Source organism: Pseudomonas sp. Snoq117.2, from assembly GCF_900110545.1.
Taxonomy (GTDB): domain Bacteria; phylum Pseudomonadota; class Gammaproteobacteria; order Pseudomonadales; family Pseudomonadaceae; genus Chryseomonas; species Chryseomonas benzopyrenica.
Window position 1 is genome coordinate 1 of sequence record NZ_FOED01000028.1, and the last position, 16,705, is coordinate 16,705.

Consider the following 16,705-nt stretch of genomic DNA (forward strand, 5'->3'; position numbering starts at 1 on the left):
CTGGCCAAGCCGAACACCATCAAGCCGCACACCAAGTTCGAGTGCGAAGTGTACGTGCTGTCCAAGGAAGAAGGTGGTCGTCACACCCCGTTCTTTAAGGGCTACCGTCCGCAGTTCTACTTCCGCACCACCGACGTGACCGGTAACTGCGAGCTGCCGGAAGGCGTCGAGATGGTGATGCCGGGCGACAACATCAAGATGGTTGTCACCCTGATCGCTCCGATCGCGATGGAAGACGGTCTGCGTTTCGCCATCCGTGAAGGCGGTCGTACCGTCGGCGCCGGCGTGGTTGCCAAGATCATCGAGTAATCGATTGATCTTGGCCTGTCAGGTCGGCATAATGGTCGGCCTGATTCAAGTTACAGGCCAGTAGCTCAATTGGCAGAGCGGCGGTCTCCAAAACCGCAGGTTGGGGGTTCGATTCCCTCCTGGCCTGCCAGATTCCCATCTGGCACTCCTTACAGGATTCATGCAATGAGCATCAAGGCGGAAGCCAAAGAGTCGCGCTTCGATGCGCTGAAGTGGCTGGTGGTTGTCGTTCTGGTAGCGATCGGTGTTGTTGCCAATCACTACTTCGCCGCTCAGTCCATCCTGTATCGAGTGGTAGGTCTGTTGGTGCTGGCGGCTATCGCTGCCTTCGTTGCGCTGCAGACCGCCAAGGGGCAGGCCTTCTTTGGCTTGCTGAAAGACGCCCGTACCGAGATTCGCAAGGTTGTCTGGCCTACCCGGCAAGAGACCACTCAGACCACGCTGATCGTGGTTGCCGTGGTGCTCGTGATGGCTTTGTTGTTGTGGGGGCTCGACTCCCTGCTCGGTTGGCTGGTTTCCACGATTGTTGGTTGAAAGGGTTCGCCGTGGCTAAGCGTTGGTACGTCGTGCATGCCTACTCGGGTTACGAGAAGCATGTCATGCGTTCGTTGATCGAGCGCGTCAAGCTGCACGAAATGGAAGACGAGTTCGGCGACATTCTCGTGCCCACCGAAGAAGTGGTGGAAATGCGCAATGGCCAGAAGCGCAAGAGCGAGCGTAAGTTTTTCCCAGGATACGTCCTGGTGCAGATGGAGATGAACGAAGGGACTTGGCACCTGGTCAAGGATACCCCTCGCGTCATGGGCTTCATCGGCGGTACCGCCGACAAGCCGGCGCCCATCACTGATCGTGAGGCGGATGCGATTCTGCGTCGTGTCTCCGACAGCAGCGACAAGCCCAAGCCGAAGACCCTGTTCGAAGCGGGTGAGACGGTTCGGGTGGTGGACGGTCCGTTCGCCGACTTCAACGGCGTTGTCGAAGAAGTGAATTACGAGAAGAGCCGCATCCACGTGGCGGTACTGATCTTTGGTCGGTCAACCCCTGTGGAGCTCGAGTTCAGCCAGGTCGAAAAGGTCTAGGTTGTTCGCATCCCCCACCCCGTAGCCCCGGCTGCGGGGTTTTGTCGTCACTGGGATATAGCAAGTAATTGGGGAGCCCCGCGGGGCGTTGAACCCATCATTGGAGTAGCACATGGCTAAGAAAATTCAGGCTTACATCAAGCTGCAGGTTAAGGCCGCTCAAGCCAACCCGAGCCCGCCGGTCGGTCCGGCGCTGGGTCAGCACGGCGTCAACATCATGGAATTCTGCAAGGCGTTCAACGCCCGCACTCAGGGCATGGAGCCCGGTCTGCCCACCCCGGTGATCATCACCGTGTACAGCGACCGTAGCTTCACCTTCGAAATCAAGAGCACCCCGGCCTCCGTGCTGCTCAAGAAGGCGGCTGGCATCAAGAGCGGTTCCGCTCGTCCGAACAGCCAGAAGGTCGGTACCGTCACCCGCGCCCAGCTGGAAGAGATCGCCAAGACCAAGAATGCCGATCTCACCGCCGCCGATATGGACGCCGCCGTGCGTACCATCGCCGGTTCCGCTCGTAGCATGGGTCTGAATGTGGAGGGCGTGTAATGGCCAAGCTCACTAAGCGTCAAAAGGCTATCGCCGAAAAAATCCAGGCTGGCAAGCAGTACGGCTTCGAAGAAGCTGCAGCCCTGCTGGCCGAGCTGTCCACCATCAAGTTCAAGGAGTCCATCGACGTCTCCGTGAACCTGGGCGTGGATCCGCGTAAATCCGACCAGGTCGTTCGTGGCGCCACCGTGCTGCCCAATGGCACTGGCAAGTCGGTTCGCGTTGCCGTGTTCACCCAGGGTGCCAATGCCGAAGCCGCACTGGCTGCCGGTGCCGAAAGAGTCGGCATGGACGACCTGGCTGCCGAGATGAAGGGCGGCGACCTGAACTATGACGTGGTCATCGCCTCGCCGGACGCCATGCGCGTTGTCGGTCAGCTGGGTCAGCTGCTCGGCCCGCGTGGTCTGATGCCTAACCCCAAGGTTGGCACCGTGACCCCGGACGTCGCTACCGCCGTCAAGAATGCCAAGGCTGGTCAGGTGCGTTTCCGTACCGACAAGAACGGCATCATTCACGCTTCCGTTGGCAAGATCGATTTCGAGCCCGTGAAGCTGAAGCAGAACGTTGAAGCTCTGCTGGCCGACCTGAAGCGCCTGAAGCCCTCGACCTCCAAGGGCATCTACGTCAAGCGCATCACCCTGAGCTCCACCATGGGCCCGGGTCTGCAGATCGACCAGGCTTCCCTGGAAGCCTAAGCAAGACACAAGTCGCCGTGCCTTCGGGTGCGGCGCCAAGATTGGGGTCCCTGCCTGGCGGGGGCTGTCCAAGACCGTAGGGGACGCAGGTCTTAAACCGGGGAAACCCTAGCCTACGCAGATGGTGCTCCCGATTCGGTTACCGAGTCAGACACCAAAACGCCGCCCAGTCCATCGGGCGAAACGGTAACATCCAGGAGTTAAACCCGTGGCAATCAAACTCGAAGACAAGAAGGCTATCGTCGCTGAAGTCAACGAGGCTGCCCAAGGTGCCCTGTCCGCTGTCGTGGCCGATGCCCGTGGCGTGACTGTGGGTGCCATGACCGGACTCCGTAAAGAGGCCCGCGCGGCTGGTGTCTATGTACGTGTCGTACGTAACACCCTGCTGCGTCGTGCCGTTGAAGGCACGTCTTTCGACGTCCTCAACGACACCTTCAAGGGCCCGACCCTGATCGCGTTCTCCCAAGAGCATCCGGGCGCTGCCGCCCGTATCTTCAAGGATTTCGCCAAGGGTCAGGACAAGTTCGAGATCAAGGCCGCCGCGTTCGAAGGCAAGCTCATTCCAGCCAACCAGATCGACGTACTGGCAACCCTGCCGACCTACGACGAAGCTGTGTCCCAGCTGATGAGTGTCATCCAGGGCGCTACCAGCAAGCTGGCTCGTACCCTCGCCGCCATTCGCGACCAAAAGGAAGCTGCCGCCGCCTAATCCGTGCGTGCTGCGTTTCCTGCAAGTCTTTCTTATTATTTGCGGCCTGAAGCCGCACCCTGTTATAGGAATCTAGAGTCATGGCTCTGACCAACGAAGACATCATCAACGCCGTATCCGAAATGTCCGTCATGCAAGTGGTGGAACTGATCAAGGCGATGGAAGAGAAGTTCGGCGTGACCGCCGCTGCCGCCGTTGCCGCTGGCCCGGCTGCTGCCGCTGCCGTCGTCGAAGAGCAGACCGAATTCACCATCATGTTGACCGAAGCCGGCGACAAGAAAGTGAACGTCATCAAGGTCGTTCGTGAACTGACCGGTCTGGGCCTGAAAGAAGCCAAGGCTGTCGTTGACGGCGCCCCGGGCGTGGTCAAGGAAGGCGTTTCCAAAGAGGAAGCCGAGGCTGCCAAGAAGTCTCTGGAAGAAGCAGGCGCCAAGGTCGAGCTCAAGTAAGTTCGGTTCTTGCGTCTACAGCCGCAACGTCTCACGTTCGGCTGATGGCTGGTGGCGAACGCCACCGGCCTTTTGCCGTTTTGTGCAGGGCGAGCATATCCGCCTGGCAAAACGCGCTGTATCCACCTCGCTCTCGGGGTGCGGCAAACCAAGGGTTTGCACGATTTTCCGGCTGCTCCCGTCGGAGAGGCCAAACAAGCTGGTGACCAAGCTGGGGAACGCTGATGGCTTACTCATACACTGAGAAAAAACGTATCCGCAAGGACTTTAGCAAGTTGCCGCACGTCATGGACGTGCCCTATTTGCTGGCTATCCAACTGGATTCGTACCGCGAATTCCTGCAGGCGGGCGCAGGCAAAGACCAGTTCCGCGATATCGGCCTGCATGCGGCCTTCAAGTCCGTTTTCCCGATTATCAGCTATTCCGGCAATGCGGCCCTGGAATACGTCGGCTATCGCCTGGGCGAGCCGGCTTTCGATGTGAAGGAATGCGTCCTGCGCGGCGTGACCTTCGCCGTCCCGCTGCGGGTCAAGGTTCGCCTGATCATCTTCGACCGCGAGTCGTCGAACAAGGCGATCAAGGACATCAAGGAGCAGGAAGTCTACATGGGGGAAATCCCCCTGATGACCGAGAACGGTACCTTCATCATCAACGGTACCGAGCGTGTCATCGTGTCCCAGCTGCACCGCAGCCCGGGCGTGTTCTTCGACCACGACCGCGGCAAGACCCACAGCTCGGGCAAGCTGCTGTACTCGGCGCGCATCATTCCCTACCGCGGCTCCTGGCTGGACTTCGAGTTCGACCCCAAGGACGCCGTCTTCGTGCGTATCGACCGCCGCCGCAAGCTGCCGGCCTCGGTTCTGCTGCGTGCGCTCGGCTACAGCACCGAAGAAGTGCTGGACGCCTTCTATGACACCAACGTCTTCCACATCAAGGGCGAGACCCTGAATCTGGAACTGGTGCCCCAGCGCCTGCGTGGTGACATCGCCAGCTTCGACATCAAGGACGAAACCGGCAAGGTGATCGTGGAGCAGGGCCGTCGCGTGACCGCTCGCCACATCAACCAGCTGGAAAAGTCCGGTATCACCAAGCTGGAAGTGCCCTTCGATTACGTCATTGGCCGTACCACCGCCAAGGCCATCGTGCACCCGTCCACCGGCGAGATCATCGCCGAGTGCAACACCGAGCTGACCCTGGACATGCTGGCCAAGATGGCCAAGGCCAATGTCGTGCGGCTCGAGACGCTGTACACCAACGACATCGACTGTGGTCCGTTCATCTCCGATACCCTGAAGATCGACTCCACTGGCAACCAGCTGGAAGCCCTGGTCGAGATCTATCGGATGATGCGTCCTGGCGAGCCGCCGACCAAGGAAGCTGCCGAGACCCTGTTCAACAACCTGTTCTTCAGCGCCGAGCGTTACGACCTGTCCGCCGTTGGCCGCATGAAGTTCAACCGCCGTATCGGTCGCGATGCCATCGAAGGCTCGGGCGTGCTGAGCCGCGAAGACATCGTCGACGTGCTCAAGACCCTGGTCGACATCCGTAATGGCAAGGGTATCGTCGACGACATCGACCACCTGGGTAACCGTCGTGTCCGTTGCGTCGGTGAAATGGCCGAGAACCAGTTCCGCGTGGGCCTGGTGCGGGTGGAGCGTGCCGTCAAGGAACGCCTGTCCATGGCCGAAAGCGAAGGCCTGATGCCGCAGGACCTGATCAACGCCAAGCCGGTGGCCGCCGCGATCAAGGAATTCTTCGGTTCCAGCCAGCTGTCCCAGTTCATGGACCAGAACAACCCGCTGTCGGAGATCACCCACAAGCGCCGCGTCTCCGCACTCGGCCCGGGCGGTCTGACCCGTGAGCGCGCCGGCTTCGAAGTCCGTGACGTACACCCGACGCACTACGGCCGGGTCTGCCCGATCGAAACGCCGGAAGGTCCGAACATCGGCCTGATCAACTCCCTGGCTGCCTATGCCCGCACCAACCAGTACGGCTTCCTCGAAAGCCCATACCGCATGGTCAAGGACGGCGTGGCTACCGACGAGATCGTCTTCCTGTCGGCCATCGAAGAAGCCAACCACGTCATCGCCCAGGCCTCCGCCGGCCTGGACGAGAACAACCGGCTGATCGATGAGCTGGTGGCCGTGCGTCACCTGAACGAATTCACCGTCAAGGCGCCCGAAGACGTCACCCTGATGGACGTTTCGCCCAAGCAGGTCGTCTCCGTCGCCGCCTCGCTGATTCCGTTCCTCGAGCACGACGACGCCAACCGCGCGCTGATGGGTTCCAACATGCAGCGTCAGGCCGTGCCGACCCTGCGTTCGGACAAGCCGCTGGTGGGTACCGGCATGGAGCGCAACGTCGCCCGTGACTCCGGCGTCTGCGTCGTGGCCCGTCGTGGTGGCGTGATCGACTCCGTCGATGCCAGCCGTATCGTGGTGCGTGTCAACGATGCCGAAGTCGAAACCGGTGAAGCCGGTGTCGACATCTACAACCTGACCAAGTACACCCGTTCCAACCAGAACACCTGCATCAACCAGCGTCCGCTGGTGAGCAAGGGTGATCAGGTGGCCAAGTTCGACATCCTGGCCGATGGCCCCTCGACCGACATGGGCGAGCTGGCACTGGGTCAGAACATGCGCGTGGCCTTCATGCCCTGGAACGGCTTCAACTTCGAAGACTCCATCTGTCTGTCGGAGCGTGTGGTCCAGGAAGATCGCTTCACCACCATCCACATCCAGGAACTGACCTGTGTGGCCCGTGACACCAAGCTCGGCCCGGAGGAGATCACCTCCGACATCCCGAACGTGGGTGAGGCTGCGCTGAACAAACTGGACGAGGCCGGTATCGTCTACGTCGGTGCCGAGGTCGGCGCCGGTGACATCCTGGTCGGCAAGGTCACGCCCAAGGGCGAAACCCAGCTGACCCCGGAAGAGAAGCTGCTGCGCGCCATCTTCGGCGAGAAGGCCAGCGACGTGAAGGACACTTCCCTGCGTGTGCCCACTGGCACCAAGGGTACCGTCATCGACGTCCAAGTCTTCACCCGTGACGGCGTCGAGCGCGACTCCCGCGCCCTGGCCATCGAGAAGTCCCAGCTCGACGAGATCCGCAAGGATCTGAACGAAGAGTTCCGCATCGTCGAAGGCGCGACCTTCGAGCGTCTGCGTCAGGCCCTGGTCGGTCAGGTCGCCGAAGGCGGTCCGGCGGTCAAGAAGGGTGCCGTCATCACCGACGAGTACCTGAACGGCCTGGAGCGCGGTCAGTGGTTCAAGCTGCGCATGGCGGAAGATGCTCACAACGAGCAGCTGGAAAAGGCCCAGGCCTACCTGTCCGACCGTCGCCAGCTGCTGGACGACAAGTTCGAAGACAAGAAGCGCAAGCTGCAGCAGGGCGATGACCTGGCGCCGGGCGTACTGAAGATCGTTAAGGTCTACCTCGCCATCAAGCGCCGCATCCAGCCGGGCGACAAGATGGCTGGTCGTCACGGTAACAAGGGTGTGGTCTCGGTGATCATGCCGGTCGAAGACATGCCCTACGACGCCAACGGCACGCCGGTGGACATCGTGCTGAACCCGCTGGGCGTACCCTCGCGGATGAACGTCGGTCAGATCCTCGAAACCCACCTGGGCCTTGCGGCCAAGGGCCTGGGCGAGAAGATCAACGTGATGATCGAAGAGCAGCGCAAGGTTGCAGAGCTGCGCAGCTTCCTGCACGAGATCTACAACGAGATCGGTGGCCGTCAGGAGAAGCTCGACGACCTGAGCGATCAGGAAGTCCTCGACCTGGCGAAGAACCTGCGCGGCGGTGTTCCCATGGCTACCCCGGTGTTCGACGGTGCCAAGGAAAGCGAGATCAAGGCTATGCTGAAGCTGGCCGATCTGCCGGAGAGCGGCCAGATGCGTCTGTACGACGGCCGCACTGGCAATGCCTTCGAGCGCACCACCACCGTTGGCTACATGTACATGCTCAAGCTGAACCACCTGGTGGACGACAAGATGCACGCCCGTTCCACCGGTTCCTACAGCCTGGTTACCCAGCAGCCGCTGGGTGGTAAGGCGCAGTTCGGTGGTCAGCGTTTCGGGGAGATGGAGGTCTGGGCACTGGAGGCCTATGGCGCGGCTTACACCCTGCAGGAAATGCTGACGGTGAAGTCGGACGATGTGAACGGCCGGACCAAGATGTACAAGAACATCGTGGACGGAGATCACCGCATGGAGGCCGGCATGCCCGAGTCCTTCAACGTACTGATCAAGGAAATCCGTTCGCTCGGCATCGATATCGAACTGGAAACCGAATAACACGAGACCCTAGAGGAGACGACCGCGCGGCGGTCGTCTCCGGTCCGTGAGGAGGAAAGGCCTTGAAAGACTTGCTCAATCTGTTGAAAAACCAGGGTCAACTCGAAGAGTTCGATGCCATCCGCATTGGTCTGGCCTCGCCCGAGATGATTCGTTCCTGGTCGTTCGGTGAAGTGAAGAAGCCGGAGACCATCAACTACCGTACCTTCAAGCCCGAGCGCGATGGTCTGTTCTGCGCCAAGATCTTTGGCCCGGTCAAGGACTACGAGTGCCTGTGCGGAAAGTACAAGCGCCTCAAGCACCGCGGCGTGATCTGCGAGAAGTGCGGCGTGGAAGTCGCCCTGGCCAAGGTGCGCCGCGAGCGCATGGGCCACATCGAGCTGGCTTCGCCCGTCGCCCACATCTGGTTTCTGAAGTCGCTGCCGTCCCGTATCGGCCTGCTGCTGGACATGACCCTGCGTGACATCGAGCGCGTGCTCTATTTCGAGAGCTACGTGGTGATCGATCCGGGCATGACCACCCTCGAGAAGTACCAGCTGCTTAACGACGAGCAGTACTTCGAGGCACTGGAAGAGTTCGGTGACGACTTCGACGCCCGCATGGGTGCGGAAGCCGTGTTCCAGCTGCTCGGCGCCATTGATCTGGAGCACGAGATCGGTCGCCTGCGCGAAGAGATTCCGCAGACCAACTCCGAGACCAAGATCAAGAAGCTGTCCAAGCGCCTGAAGCTGATGGAAGCCTTCCAGGGCTCCGGCAACAAGCCGGAGTGGATGGTCATGACCGTGCTGCCCGTGCTGCCGCCGGACCTGCGTCCGCTGGTACCGCTGGATGGCGGCCGCTTCGCGACCTCCGACCTGAACGATCTCTATCGTCGCGTCATCAACCGGAACAACCGCCTCAAGCGGCTGCTCGACCTCGCCGCGCCCGACATCATCGTGCGCAACGAGAAGCGCATGCTGCAGGAAGCCGTCGACGCCCTGCTGGACAACGGCCGTCGCGGTCGTGCCATCACCGGTTCCAACAAGCGCCCGCTGAAGTCCCTGGCCGACATGATCAAGGGCAAGCAGGGTCGTTTCCGTCAGAACCTGCTGGGCAAGCGCGTCGACTACTCCGGTCGTTCCGTGATCACCGTGGGCCCGACCCTGCGTCTGCACCAGTGCGGTCTGCCCAAGAAGATGGCCCTGGAACTGTTCAAGCCGTTCATCTTCGGCAAGCTGGAAGCCCGCGGCATGGCGACCACCATCAAGGCCGCCAAGAAGATGGTCGAGCGCGAACTGCCCGAGGTCTGGGACGTGCTCGCCGAAGTCATCCGCGAACACCCCGTGCTGCTCAACCGCGCCCCGACCCTGCACCGTCTGGGCATCCAGGCGTTCGAGCCGGTCCTCATCGAAGGCAAGGCCATCCAGCTGCACCCGCTGGTCTGCGCCGCGTACAACGCCGACTTCGACGGTGACCAGATGGCCGTGCACGTGCCGCTGACGCTGGAAGCCCAGCTGGAAGCGCGCGCCCTGATGATGTCGACCAACAACATCCTGTCGCCCGCCAACGGCGAGCCGATCATCGTGCCGTCGCAGGACGTGGTCCTGGGTCTGTACTACATGACCCGTGAAGCCATCAACGCCAAGGGCGAAGGCCGCGTGTTCGCCGACCTGCAGGAAGTCGATCGCGTCTTCCGTGCCGGCGAAGCCGCGCTGCATGCCAAGGTCAAGGTACGCATCAACGAGACCATCCGTCACAAGGACGGCAGCCTGACCAAGAACACCCGCATCGTCGACACCACCGTCGGCCGCGCGCTGCTGTTCCAGGTCGTGCCCGCCGGTCTGCCGTACGACGTGGTCAACCAGTCGATGAAGAAGAAGGCCATCTCCAAGCTGATCAACCACTGCTACCGCGTGGTGGGTCTGAAGGACACCGTCATCTTCGCCGACCAGTTGATGTACACCGGTTTCGCCTATTCGACCCTGTCCGGCGTCTCCATCGGCGTCAACGACTTCGTCATTCCGGACGAGAAGGCCCGCATCATCGATGCCGCCACCGCCGAGGTGAAGGAGATCGAGAGCCAGTACGCCTCCGGCCTGGTAACCCAGGGCGAGAAGTACAACAAGGTGATCGACCTCTGGTCGAAGGCCAACGACGAAGTGTCCAAGGCGATGATGACCAACCTCTCGAAAGAGAAGGTCATCGACCGCGAGGGCAAGGAAGTCGACCAGGAGTCCTTCAACTCCATGTACATGATGGCCGATTCCGGCGCCCGGGGTTCCGCGGCCCAGATTCGCCAGCTCGCCGGCATGCGTGGCCTGATGGCCAAGCCGGACGGCTCCATCATCGAGACGCCCATCACCGCCAACTTCCGTGAAGGCCTGAATGTACTCCAGTACTTCATCTCCACCCACGGTGCCCGTAAGGGTCTGGCGGATACCGCTCTGAAGACCGCGAACTCCGGTTACCTGACCCGTCGTCTCGTCGACGTGGCCCAGGATCTGGTGGTGACCGAGGTCGACTGCGGTACCGAGCGCGGCCTGATCATGACCCCGCACATCGAAGGCGGTGACGTGGTCGAGCCCCTGGGTGAGCGCGTGCTGGGTCGAGTCATCGCCCGCGACGTGCCCAAGCCGGGTACCGAAGAGATCATCGTGCCTGCAGGCACCCTGGTCGACGAGCGCTGGGTCGAGTTCCTCGAGCTCAACAGCGTCGACGAAGTCGTGGTGCGTTCGCCGATCACCTGCGAAACCCGTCATGGCATCTGCGCCAAGTGCTACGGTCGCGATCTGGCTCGCGGTCACCAGGTCAACATCGGTGAAGCGGTCGGCGTCATCGCCGCCCAGTCCATCGGTGAGCCGGGTACCCAGCTGACCATGCGTACCTTCCACATCGGTGGTGCGGCCAGCCGGACCTCCGCGGCCGACAGCGTCCAGGTCAAGAACGGCGGTGCCATCCGTCTGCACAACCTGAAGCACGTCGAACGTGCCGACGGCGCCCTGGTTGCCGTGTCCCGTTCCGGTGAGCTGGCCATCGCCGACGACTTCGGTCGTGAGCGCGAGCGCTACAAGCTGCCCTACGGTGCGGTGATTTCGGTCAAGGAAGGCGACAAGGTCGACGCTGGCGCCATCGTCGCCAAGTGGGACCCGCACACCCACCCCATCGTCACCGAGATGGACGGTACCGTGGCCTTCGTCGGCATGGAGGAGGGCATCACCATCAAGCGCCAGACCGACGAACTGACCGGTCTGACCAACATCGAGGTGCTCGACGCCAAGGATCGCCCGACCTCCGGCAAGGACATCCGTCCGGCGGTCAAGCTGATCGACGCCAACGGCAAGGATCTGCTGCTGCCGGGTACTGACGTACCGGCCCAGTACTTCCTGCCGCCGAACGCACTGGTCAACCTGAGCGACGGTGCCAAGGTGCATGTGGGTGACGTTATCGCCCGTATCCCCCAGGAAACCTCCAAGACCCGCGACATCACCGGTGGTCTGCCCCGCGTGGCCGACCTCTTCGAAGCGCGTCGTCCCAAGGAGCCGGCCATCCTGGCGGAGATCAGCGGTACCATCTCCTTCGGCAAGGAAACCAAGGGCAAGCGTCGTCTGGTCATCACTCCGACCGACGGCACCGATCCCTACGAGGAACTGATTCCGAAGTGGCGCCACCTGAACGTCTTCGAAGGCGAACAGGTCAGCCGCGGCGAAGTCATCTCCGACGGTCCGAGCAATCCGCACGACATCCTGCGTCTGCTGGGTGTCAGCGCGCTGGCCAAGTACATCGTCAACGAGATCCAGGACGTGTACCGCCTGCAGGGCGTGAAGATCAACGACAAGCACATCGAGACCATCCTGCGGCAGATGCTGCGCAAGGTCGAAGTGAGCGATACCGGTGACTCGAGCTTCATCAAGGGCGATCAGGTCGAACTGACCCATGTCCTGGAAGAGAACGAGCAACTGGTCGGCAATGATCGCTTCGTCGCCAAGTACGAGCGCGTGCTGCTGGGTATCACCAAGGCATCGCTGTCCACCGAGTCCTTCATCTCGGCCGCTTCCTTCCAGGAGACCACCCGTGTCCTGACCGAAGCCGCCGTGACCGGCAAGCGCGACTTCCTGCGCGGCCTGAAGGAAAACGTGGTGGTGGGTCGTCTGATCCCGGCCGGTACCGGTCTGGCCTACCACAGCGAGCGCAAGCGCCAGCGCGAACTCGGCAAGCCGCAGCGCGTCAGCGCCAGCGAGGCCGAAGCCGCCCTGACCGAAGCGCTGAACTCCAGCGCCAGCTGAGTTCGGTAGCGGGTCTCGCTTGACAAAGCCCCCGGCGCCCCAGGCGTCCGGGGGCTTTGTCTTGACTGGGGCGCCCAAGCTCTTTAGACTTTCGTTCCCCGAAAATGGGCAGGACTGACGTTCTGCTATTTCGTTTATGTCGCAAGACAATCAGTGGAGCTATAGATGGCAACTATCAACCAGCTGGTGCGTAGTGCACGCAAGCGTATCGTCGAGAAATCCGACGTGCCTGCGCTGCAAAACTGCCCGCAACGTCGTGGCGTGTGCACCCGCGTGTACACCACCACTCCCAAGAAGCCCAACTCCGCACTGCGGAAGGTCTGCCGTGTGCGTCTGACCAACGGCTTCGAAGTCACCTCCTACATCGGCGGTGAAGGCCACAACCTGCAGGAACACAGCGTCGTGCTGATCCGCGGTGGCCGGGTCAAGGATCTGCCGGGTGTGCGTTATCACACCGTGCGCGGTTCGCTGGACACCACCGGTGTGAAGGACCGCAAGCAGGGCCGTTCCAAGTACGGCACCAAGCGTCCGAAGTAATCACCTTTCTTTTTGTTCGAGTCGATAAGAGTAAGGTCGGGCAACGAGTCCCGAGCTAACCTGAAGACCGTTTTGAGGGCTTATCAATGCCAAGACGTCGTGTAGCGGCCAAGCGCGAAATACTTGACGATCCGAAATACGGAAGCCAGATCCTGGCCAAGTTCATGAACCACGTGATGGAAAGCGGCAAGAAAGCCGTTGCCGAGCGTATCGTTTATGGTGCTCTGGACAAGGTCAAAGAGCGTTCCAAAAATGCCGAACCCCTGGAAGTTTTCGAAAAAGCGCTCGACGCCATCGCTCCGCTGGTCGAAGTGAAGTCCCGCCGTGTCGGCGGTGCTACCTACCAGGTGCCGGTTGAGGTTCGTCCTTCCCGTCGTAATGCCCTGGCCATGCGCTGGCTGGTGGACTCCGCGCGCAAGCGTGGCGAGAAGTCCATGGCTCTGCGCCTGGCGGGTGAACTCATGGACGCTTTTGAAGGCAAGGGTGCCGCAGTCAAGAAGCGCGAAGACGTGCATCGCATGGCAGAAGCCAACAAGGCCTTCTCGCACTACCGCTTCTAAGCCTAGCGCTTCCAATCAAGCGAGGACCTTATGGCTCGTACAACCGCTATTAACCGCTATCGGAACATCGGTATCTGCGCCCACGTGGACGCAGGTAAGACGACTACTACCGAGCGGATTCTGTTCTACACCGGCGTGAACCACAAAATGGGTGAGGTTCACGACGGCGCTGCGACCATGGACTGGATGGTGCAGGAGCAGGAGCGTGGTATCACCATCACCTCCGCTGCCACCACCGCGTTCTGGTCCGGTTCGACCAAGCAGTACGACAAGTACCGCGTCAACATCATCGATACCCCCGGCCACGTGGACTTCACCATTGAGGTGGAGCGTTCCCTGCGCGTGCTGGACGGTGCGGTCGTGGTGTTCTGCGGTACCTCCGGTGTCGAGCCTCAGTCCGAGACCGTATGGCGTCAGGCCAACAAGTACGGCGTCCCGCGCATCGTCTACGTCAACAAGATGGACCGTGCCGGTGCCAACTTCCTGCGCGTCGTCGAGCAGATCAAGAAGCGCCTGGGCCATACTCCGGTCCCGGTTCAGCTGGCCATCGGCGCGGAAGAGAACTTCCAGGGCCAGATCGACCTGCTGAAGATGAAGGCCATCTTCTGGAACGATGACGACCAGGGCATGACCTACCGCGAGGAAGACATTCCTGCGGACATGCTGGCCGATGCCGAGCAGTGGCGCTCCAACATGGTCGAGGCTGCGGCCGAAGCCAACGAAGAGCTGATGAACAAGTACCTGGAAGGCGGCGAGCTGTCGATCGACGAGATCAAGGCCGGCCTGCGTCAGCGTACCATCGCCTGCGAAATCGTCCCGGCCGTCTGCGGTTCGTCCTTCAAGAACAAGGGCGTGCCCCTGGTTCTGGACGCCGTGATCGACTTCCTGCCGGCGCCGATCGAGATTCCCGCGATCAAGGGTACCAACCCGGACAACGAGGAAATCCACGACGAGCGTCATGCAGACGACGACGAGCCCTTCTCGGCGCTGGCGTTCAAGATCGCTACCGACCCCTTCGTGGGTACCTTGACCTTCGCCCGCGTCTACTCGGGTGTACTGAGCTCCGGTGACTCCGTCATCAACTCGGTGAAGGGCAAGAAGGAGCGCGTCGGCCGTATGGTGCAGATGCATGCCAATACCCGTGAAGAGATCAAGGAAGTTCGTGCTGGCGACATCGCCGCCCTGATCGGCATGAAGGACGTCACCACCGGTGACACCCTGTGCTCGATCGAGAAGCCGATCATCCTCGAGCGCATGGACTTCCCGGAGCCGGTGATCTCGGTTGCTGTCGAGCCGAAGACCAAGGCCGACCAGGAAAAGATGGGTATCGCACTGGGCAAGCTGGCCCAGGAAGACCCCTCGTTCCGCGTCAAGACCGACGAAGAGTCCGGTCAGACCATCATCTCCGGCATGGGCGAGCTGCACCTGGACATCCTGGTGGATCGCATGAAGCGCGAATTCGGCGTGGAAGCGAACATCGGTAAGCCTCAGGTCGCCTACCGCGAAACCATCCGCAACACCTGCGAGATCGAAGGCAAGTTCGTTCGCCAGTCGGGTGGTCGTGGCCAGTTCGGTCACTGCTGGATTCGCTTCGCGCCGGCCGACGAAGGTCAGGAAGGTCTGGAGTTCGTCAGCGAAGTCGTGGGCGGTGTGATTCCGAAGGAATACATCCCGGCGATCCAGAAGGGCATCGAAGAGCAGATGAAGAACGGCATCGTTGCCGGCTATCCGCTGCTCGGCCTAAAGGCCGCTGTGTTCGACGGTTCCTACCATGACGTCGACTCCAATGAGATGGCGTTCAAGATCGCTGCCTCCATGGCGACCAAGCAGCTCACCCAGAAGGGTGGTGCCGTGCTGCTCGAGCCGATCATGAAGGTCGAGGTCGTGACCCCGGAAGACTACATGGGCGACGTCATGGGCGACCTGAACCGTCGTCGTGGCCTGATCCAGGGTATGGAAGACACCGTGACCGGCAAGGTCATCCGTGCCGAGGTTCCGCTGGGCGAGATGTTTGGCTACGCTACGGATGTCCGCTCCATGTCTCAGGGTCGCGCAAGCTACTCCATGGAGTTCTCCAAGTACGCCGAAGCTCCGTCGAACATCGCCGAAGCCATCATCAAGAAACAAGCTTAATCAGCGCTTTGACTAGAGGTTTATCTCGTGGCTAAAGAAAAATTCGAACGTAACAAACCGCACCTGAACGTGGGCACCATCGGTCACGTTGACCATGGCAAGACCACGCTGACCGCAGCGCTGACCAAAGTCTGTGCCGACACCTGGGGCGGTTCCGCTCGTGGTTTCGACCAGATCGACAACGCGCCGGAAGAAAAGGCTCGCGGTATCACCATCAACACCTCCCACGTTGAGTACGACTCGGCGATCCGTCACTACGCGCACGTCGACTGCCCCGGCCACGCCGACTACGTGAAGAACATGATCACCGGTGCTGCCCAGATGGACGGCGCGATCCTGGTTTGCTCGGCTGCTGACGGCCCCATGCCGCAGACCCGCGAGCACATCCTGCTGTCCCGTCAGGTAGGCGTTCCCTACATCGTCGTGTTCCTGAACAAGGCCGACATGGTTGACGACGCCGAGCTGCTGGAACTGGTCGAAATGGAAGTTCGCGATCTGCTGAACACCTATGACTTCCCCGGCGACGACACCCCGATCGTCATCGGCTCCGCGCTGATGGCTCTGAACGGTAACGACGACAACGAAATGGGTACCTCCGCCGTGCGCAAGCTGGTCGAGACCCTGGACTCGTACATCCCCGAGCCCGAGCGTGCCATCGACAAGCCGTTCCTGATGCCGATCGAAGACGTGTTCTCGATCTCCGGTCGCGGCACCGTGGTAACCGGTCGTGTCGAGCGTGGCATCGTCAAGGTCCAGGAAGAAGTCGAGATCGTGGGCATCAAGGCCACCGTCAAGACCACCTGCACCGGCGTTGAAATGTTCCGCAAGCTGCTGGACGAAGGCCGTGCTGGCGAGAACGTCGGCGTGCTGCTGCGTGGCACCAAGCGTGAAGACGTGGAGCGTGGCCAGGTGCTGGCCAAGCCGAACACCATCAAGCCGCACACCAAGTTCGAGTGCGAAGTGTACGTGCTGTCCAAGGAAGAAGGTGGTCGTCACACCCCGTTCTTTAAGGGCTACCGTCCGCAGTTCTACTTCCGCACCACCGACGTGACCGGTAACTGCGAGCTGCCGGAAGGCGTCGAGATGGTGATGCCGGGCGACAACATCAAGATGGTTGTCACCCTGATCGC

Annotated in this window: 12 protein-coding genes, 1 tRNA gene and 1 pseudogene; all 14 read left to right on the plus strand. The window is 61.2% G+C overall.

Annotation, left to right across the window (positions count from 1 at the left end; all coding sequences use genetic code 11):
- Positions 1 to 309: pseudogene (tuf, locus tag BMZ43_RS25215) on the plus strand (elongation factor Tu); the annotation flags it as partial.
- A gap of 54 nt (positions 310 to 363) precedes the next feature.
- Positions 364 to 439, plus strand: a tRNA-Trp gene (locus tag BMZ43_RS25220).
- Positions 440 to 474: 35 nt separating this feature from the next.
- Positions 475 to 843: a preprotein translocase subunit SecE gene (gene secE, locus BMZ43_RS25225; RefSeq protein WP_017641864.1), complete on the plus strand. Its 369-nt coding sequence runs from the start codon at positions 475 to 477 to the stop codon at positions 841 to 843.
- 11 nt (positions 844 to 854) lie between these two features.
- Positions 855 to 1,388, plus strand: coding sequence for a transcription termination/antitermination protein NusG (nusG, locus tag BMZ43_RS25230; protein WP_026083932.1), 534 nt, complete (start codon positions 855 to 857; stop codon positions 1,386 to 1,388).
- Positions 1,389 to 1,500: 112 nt separating this feature from the next.
- Positions 1,501 to 1,932 (plus strand): 50S ribosomal protein L11, encoded by a 432-nt coding sequence (rplK, locus tag BMZ43_RS25235; RefSeq protein WP_017641866.1) that lies wholly within the window; start codon positions 1,501 to 1,503, stop codon positions 1,930 to 1,932.
- Positions 1,932 to 2,627, plus strand: a complete 696-nt coding sequence (rplA, locus tag BMZ43_RS25240; RefSeq protein ID WP_017641867.1) for a 50S ribosomal protein L1 — start codon at positions 1,932 to 1,934, stop codon at positions 2,625 to 2,627. The genes rplK and rplA overlap by 1 nt, the downstream gene beginning before the upstream one ends.
- Before the next feature lie 208 nt (positions 2,628 to 2,835).
- Positions 2,836 to 3,336, plus strand: coding sequence for a 50S ribosomal protein L10 (rplJ, locus tag BMZ43_RS25245; RefSeq protein ID WP_017641868.1), 501 nt, complete (start codon positions 2,836 to 2,838; stop codon positions 3,334 to 3,336).
- An 80-nt stretch (positions 3,337 to 3,416) separates the two neighbouring features.
- Positions 3,417 to 3,785 carry a 50S ribosomal protein L7/L12 gene (rplL, locus tag BMZ43_RS25250; protein ID WP_017641869.1) on the plus strand — a complete coding sequence of 123 codons (369 nt, stop codon included), beginning with the start codon at positions 3,417 to 3,419 and terminating at the stop codon, positions 3,783 to 3,785.
- A 224-nt stretch (positions 3,786 to 4,009) separates the two neighbouring features.
- A complete protein-coding gene (rpoB, locus tag BMZ43_RS25255; RefSeq protein WP_093257684.1) occupies positions 4,010 to 8,083 on the plus strand; it encodes a DNA-directed RNA polymerase subunit beta in 4,074 nt (1,357 codons plus the stop codon).
- Positions 8,084 to 8,145: 62 nt separating this feature from the next.
- Positions 8,146 to 12,345, plus strand: a complete 4,200-nt coding sequence (rpoC, locus tag BMZ43_RS25260; RefSeq protein ID WP_017641871.1) for a DNA-directed RNA polymerase subunit beta' — start codon at positions 8,146 to 8,148, stop codon at positions 12,343 to 12,345.
- A gap of 165 nt (positions 12,346 to 12,510) precedes the next feature.
- A complete protein-coding gene (rpsL, locus tag BMZ43_RS25265; protein WP_007163089.1) occupies positions 12,511 to 12,882 on the plus strand; it encodes a 30S ribosomal protein S12 in 372 nt (123 codons plus the stop codon).
- A gap of 86 nt (positions 12,883 to 12,968) precedes the next feature.
- Positions 12,969 to 13,442 carry a 30S ribosomal protein S7 gene (rpsG, locus tag BMZ43_RS25270; protein ID WP_007163088.1) on the plus strand — a complete coding sequence of 158 codons (474 nt, stop codon included), beginning with the start codon at positions 12,969 to 12,971 and terminating at the stop codon, positions 13,440 to 13,442.
- Positions 13,443 to 13,472: 30 nt separating this feature from the next.
- On the plus strand, positions 13,473 to 15,575 hold the full coding sequence (gene fusA / locus BMZ43_RS25275; RefSeq protein WP_026083934.1) for an elongation factor G: 2,103 nt from the start codon (positions 13,473 to 13,475) through the stop codon (positions 15,573 to 15,575).
- Positions 15,576 to 15,602: 27 nt separating this feature from the next.
- The coding region (tuf, locus tag BMZ43_RS25280) for an elongation factor Tu (RefSeq protein WP_093256959.1) at positions 15,603 to 16,705 on the plus strand (1,103 nt) is incomplete at its 3' end.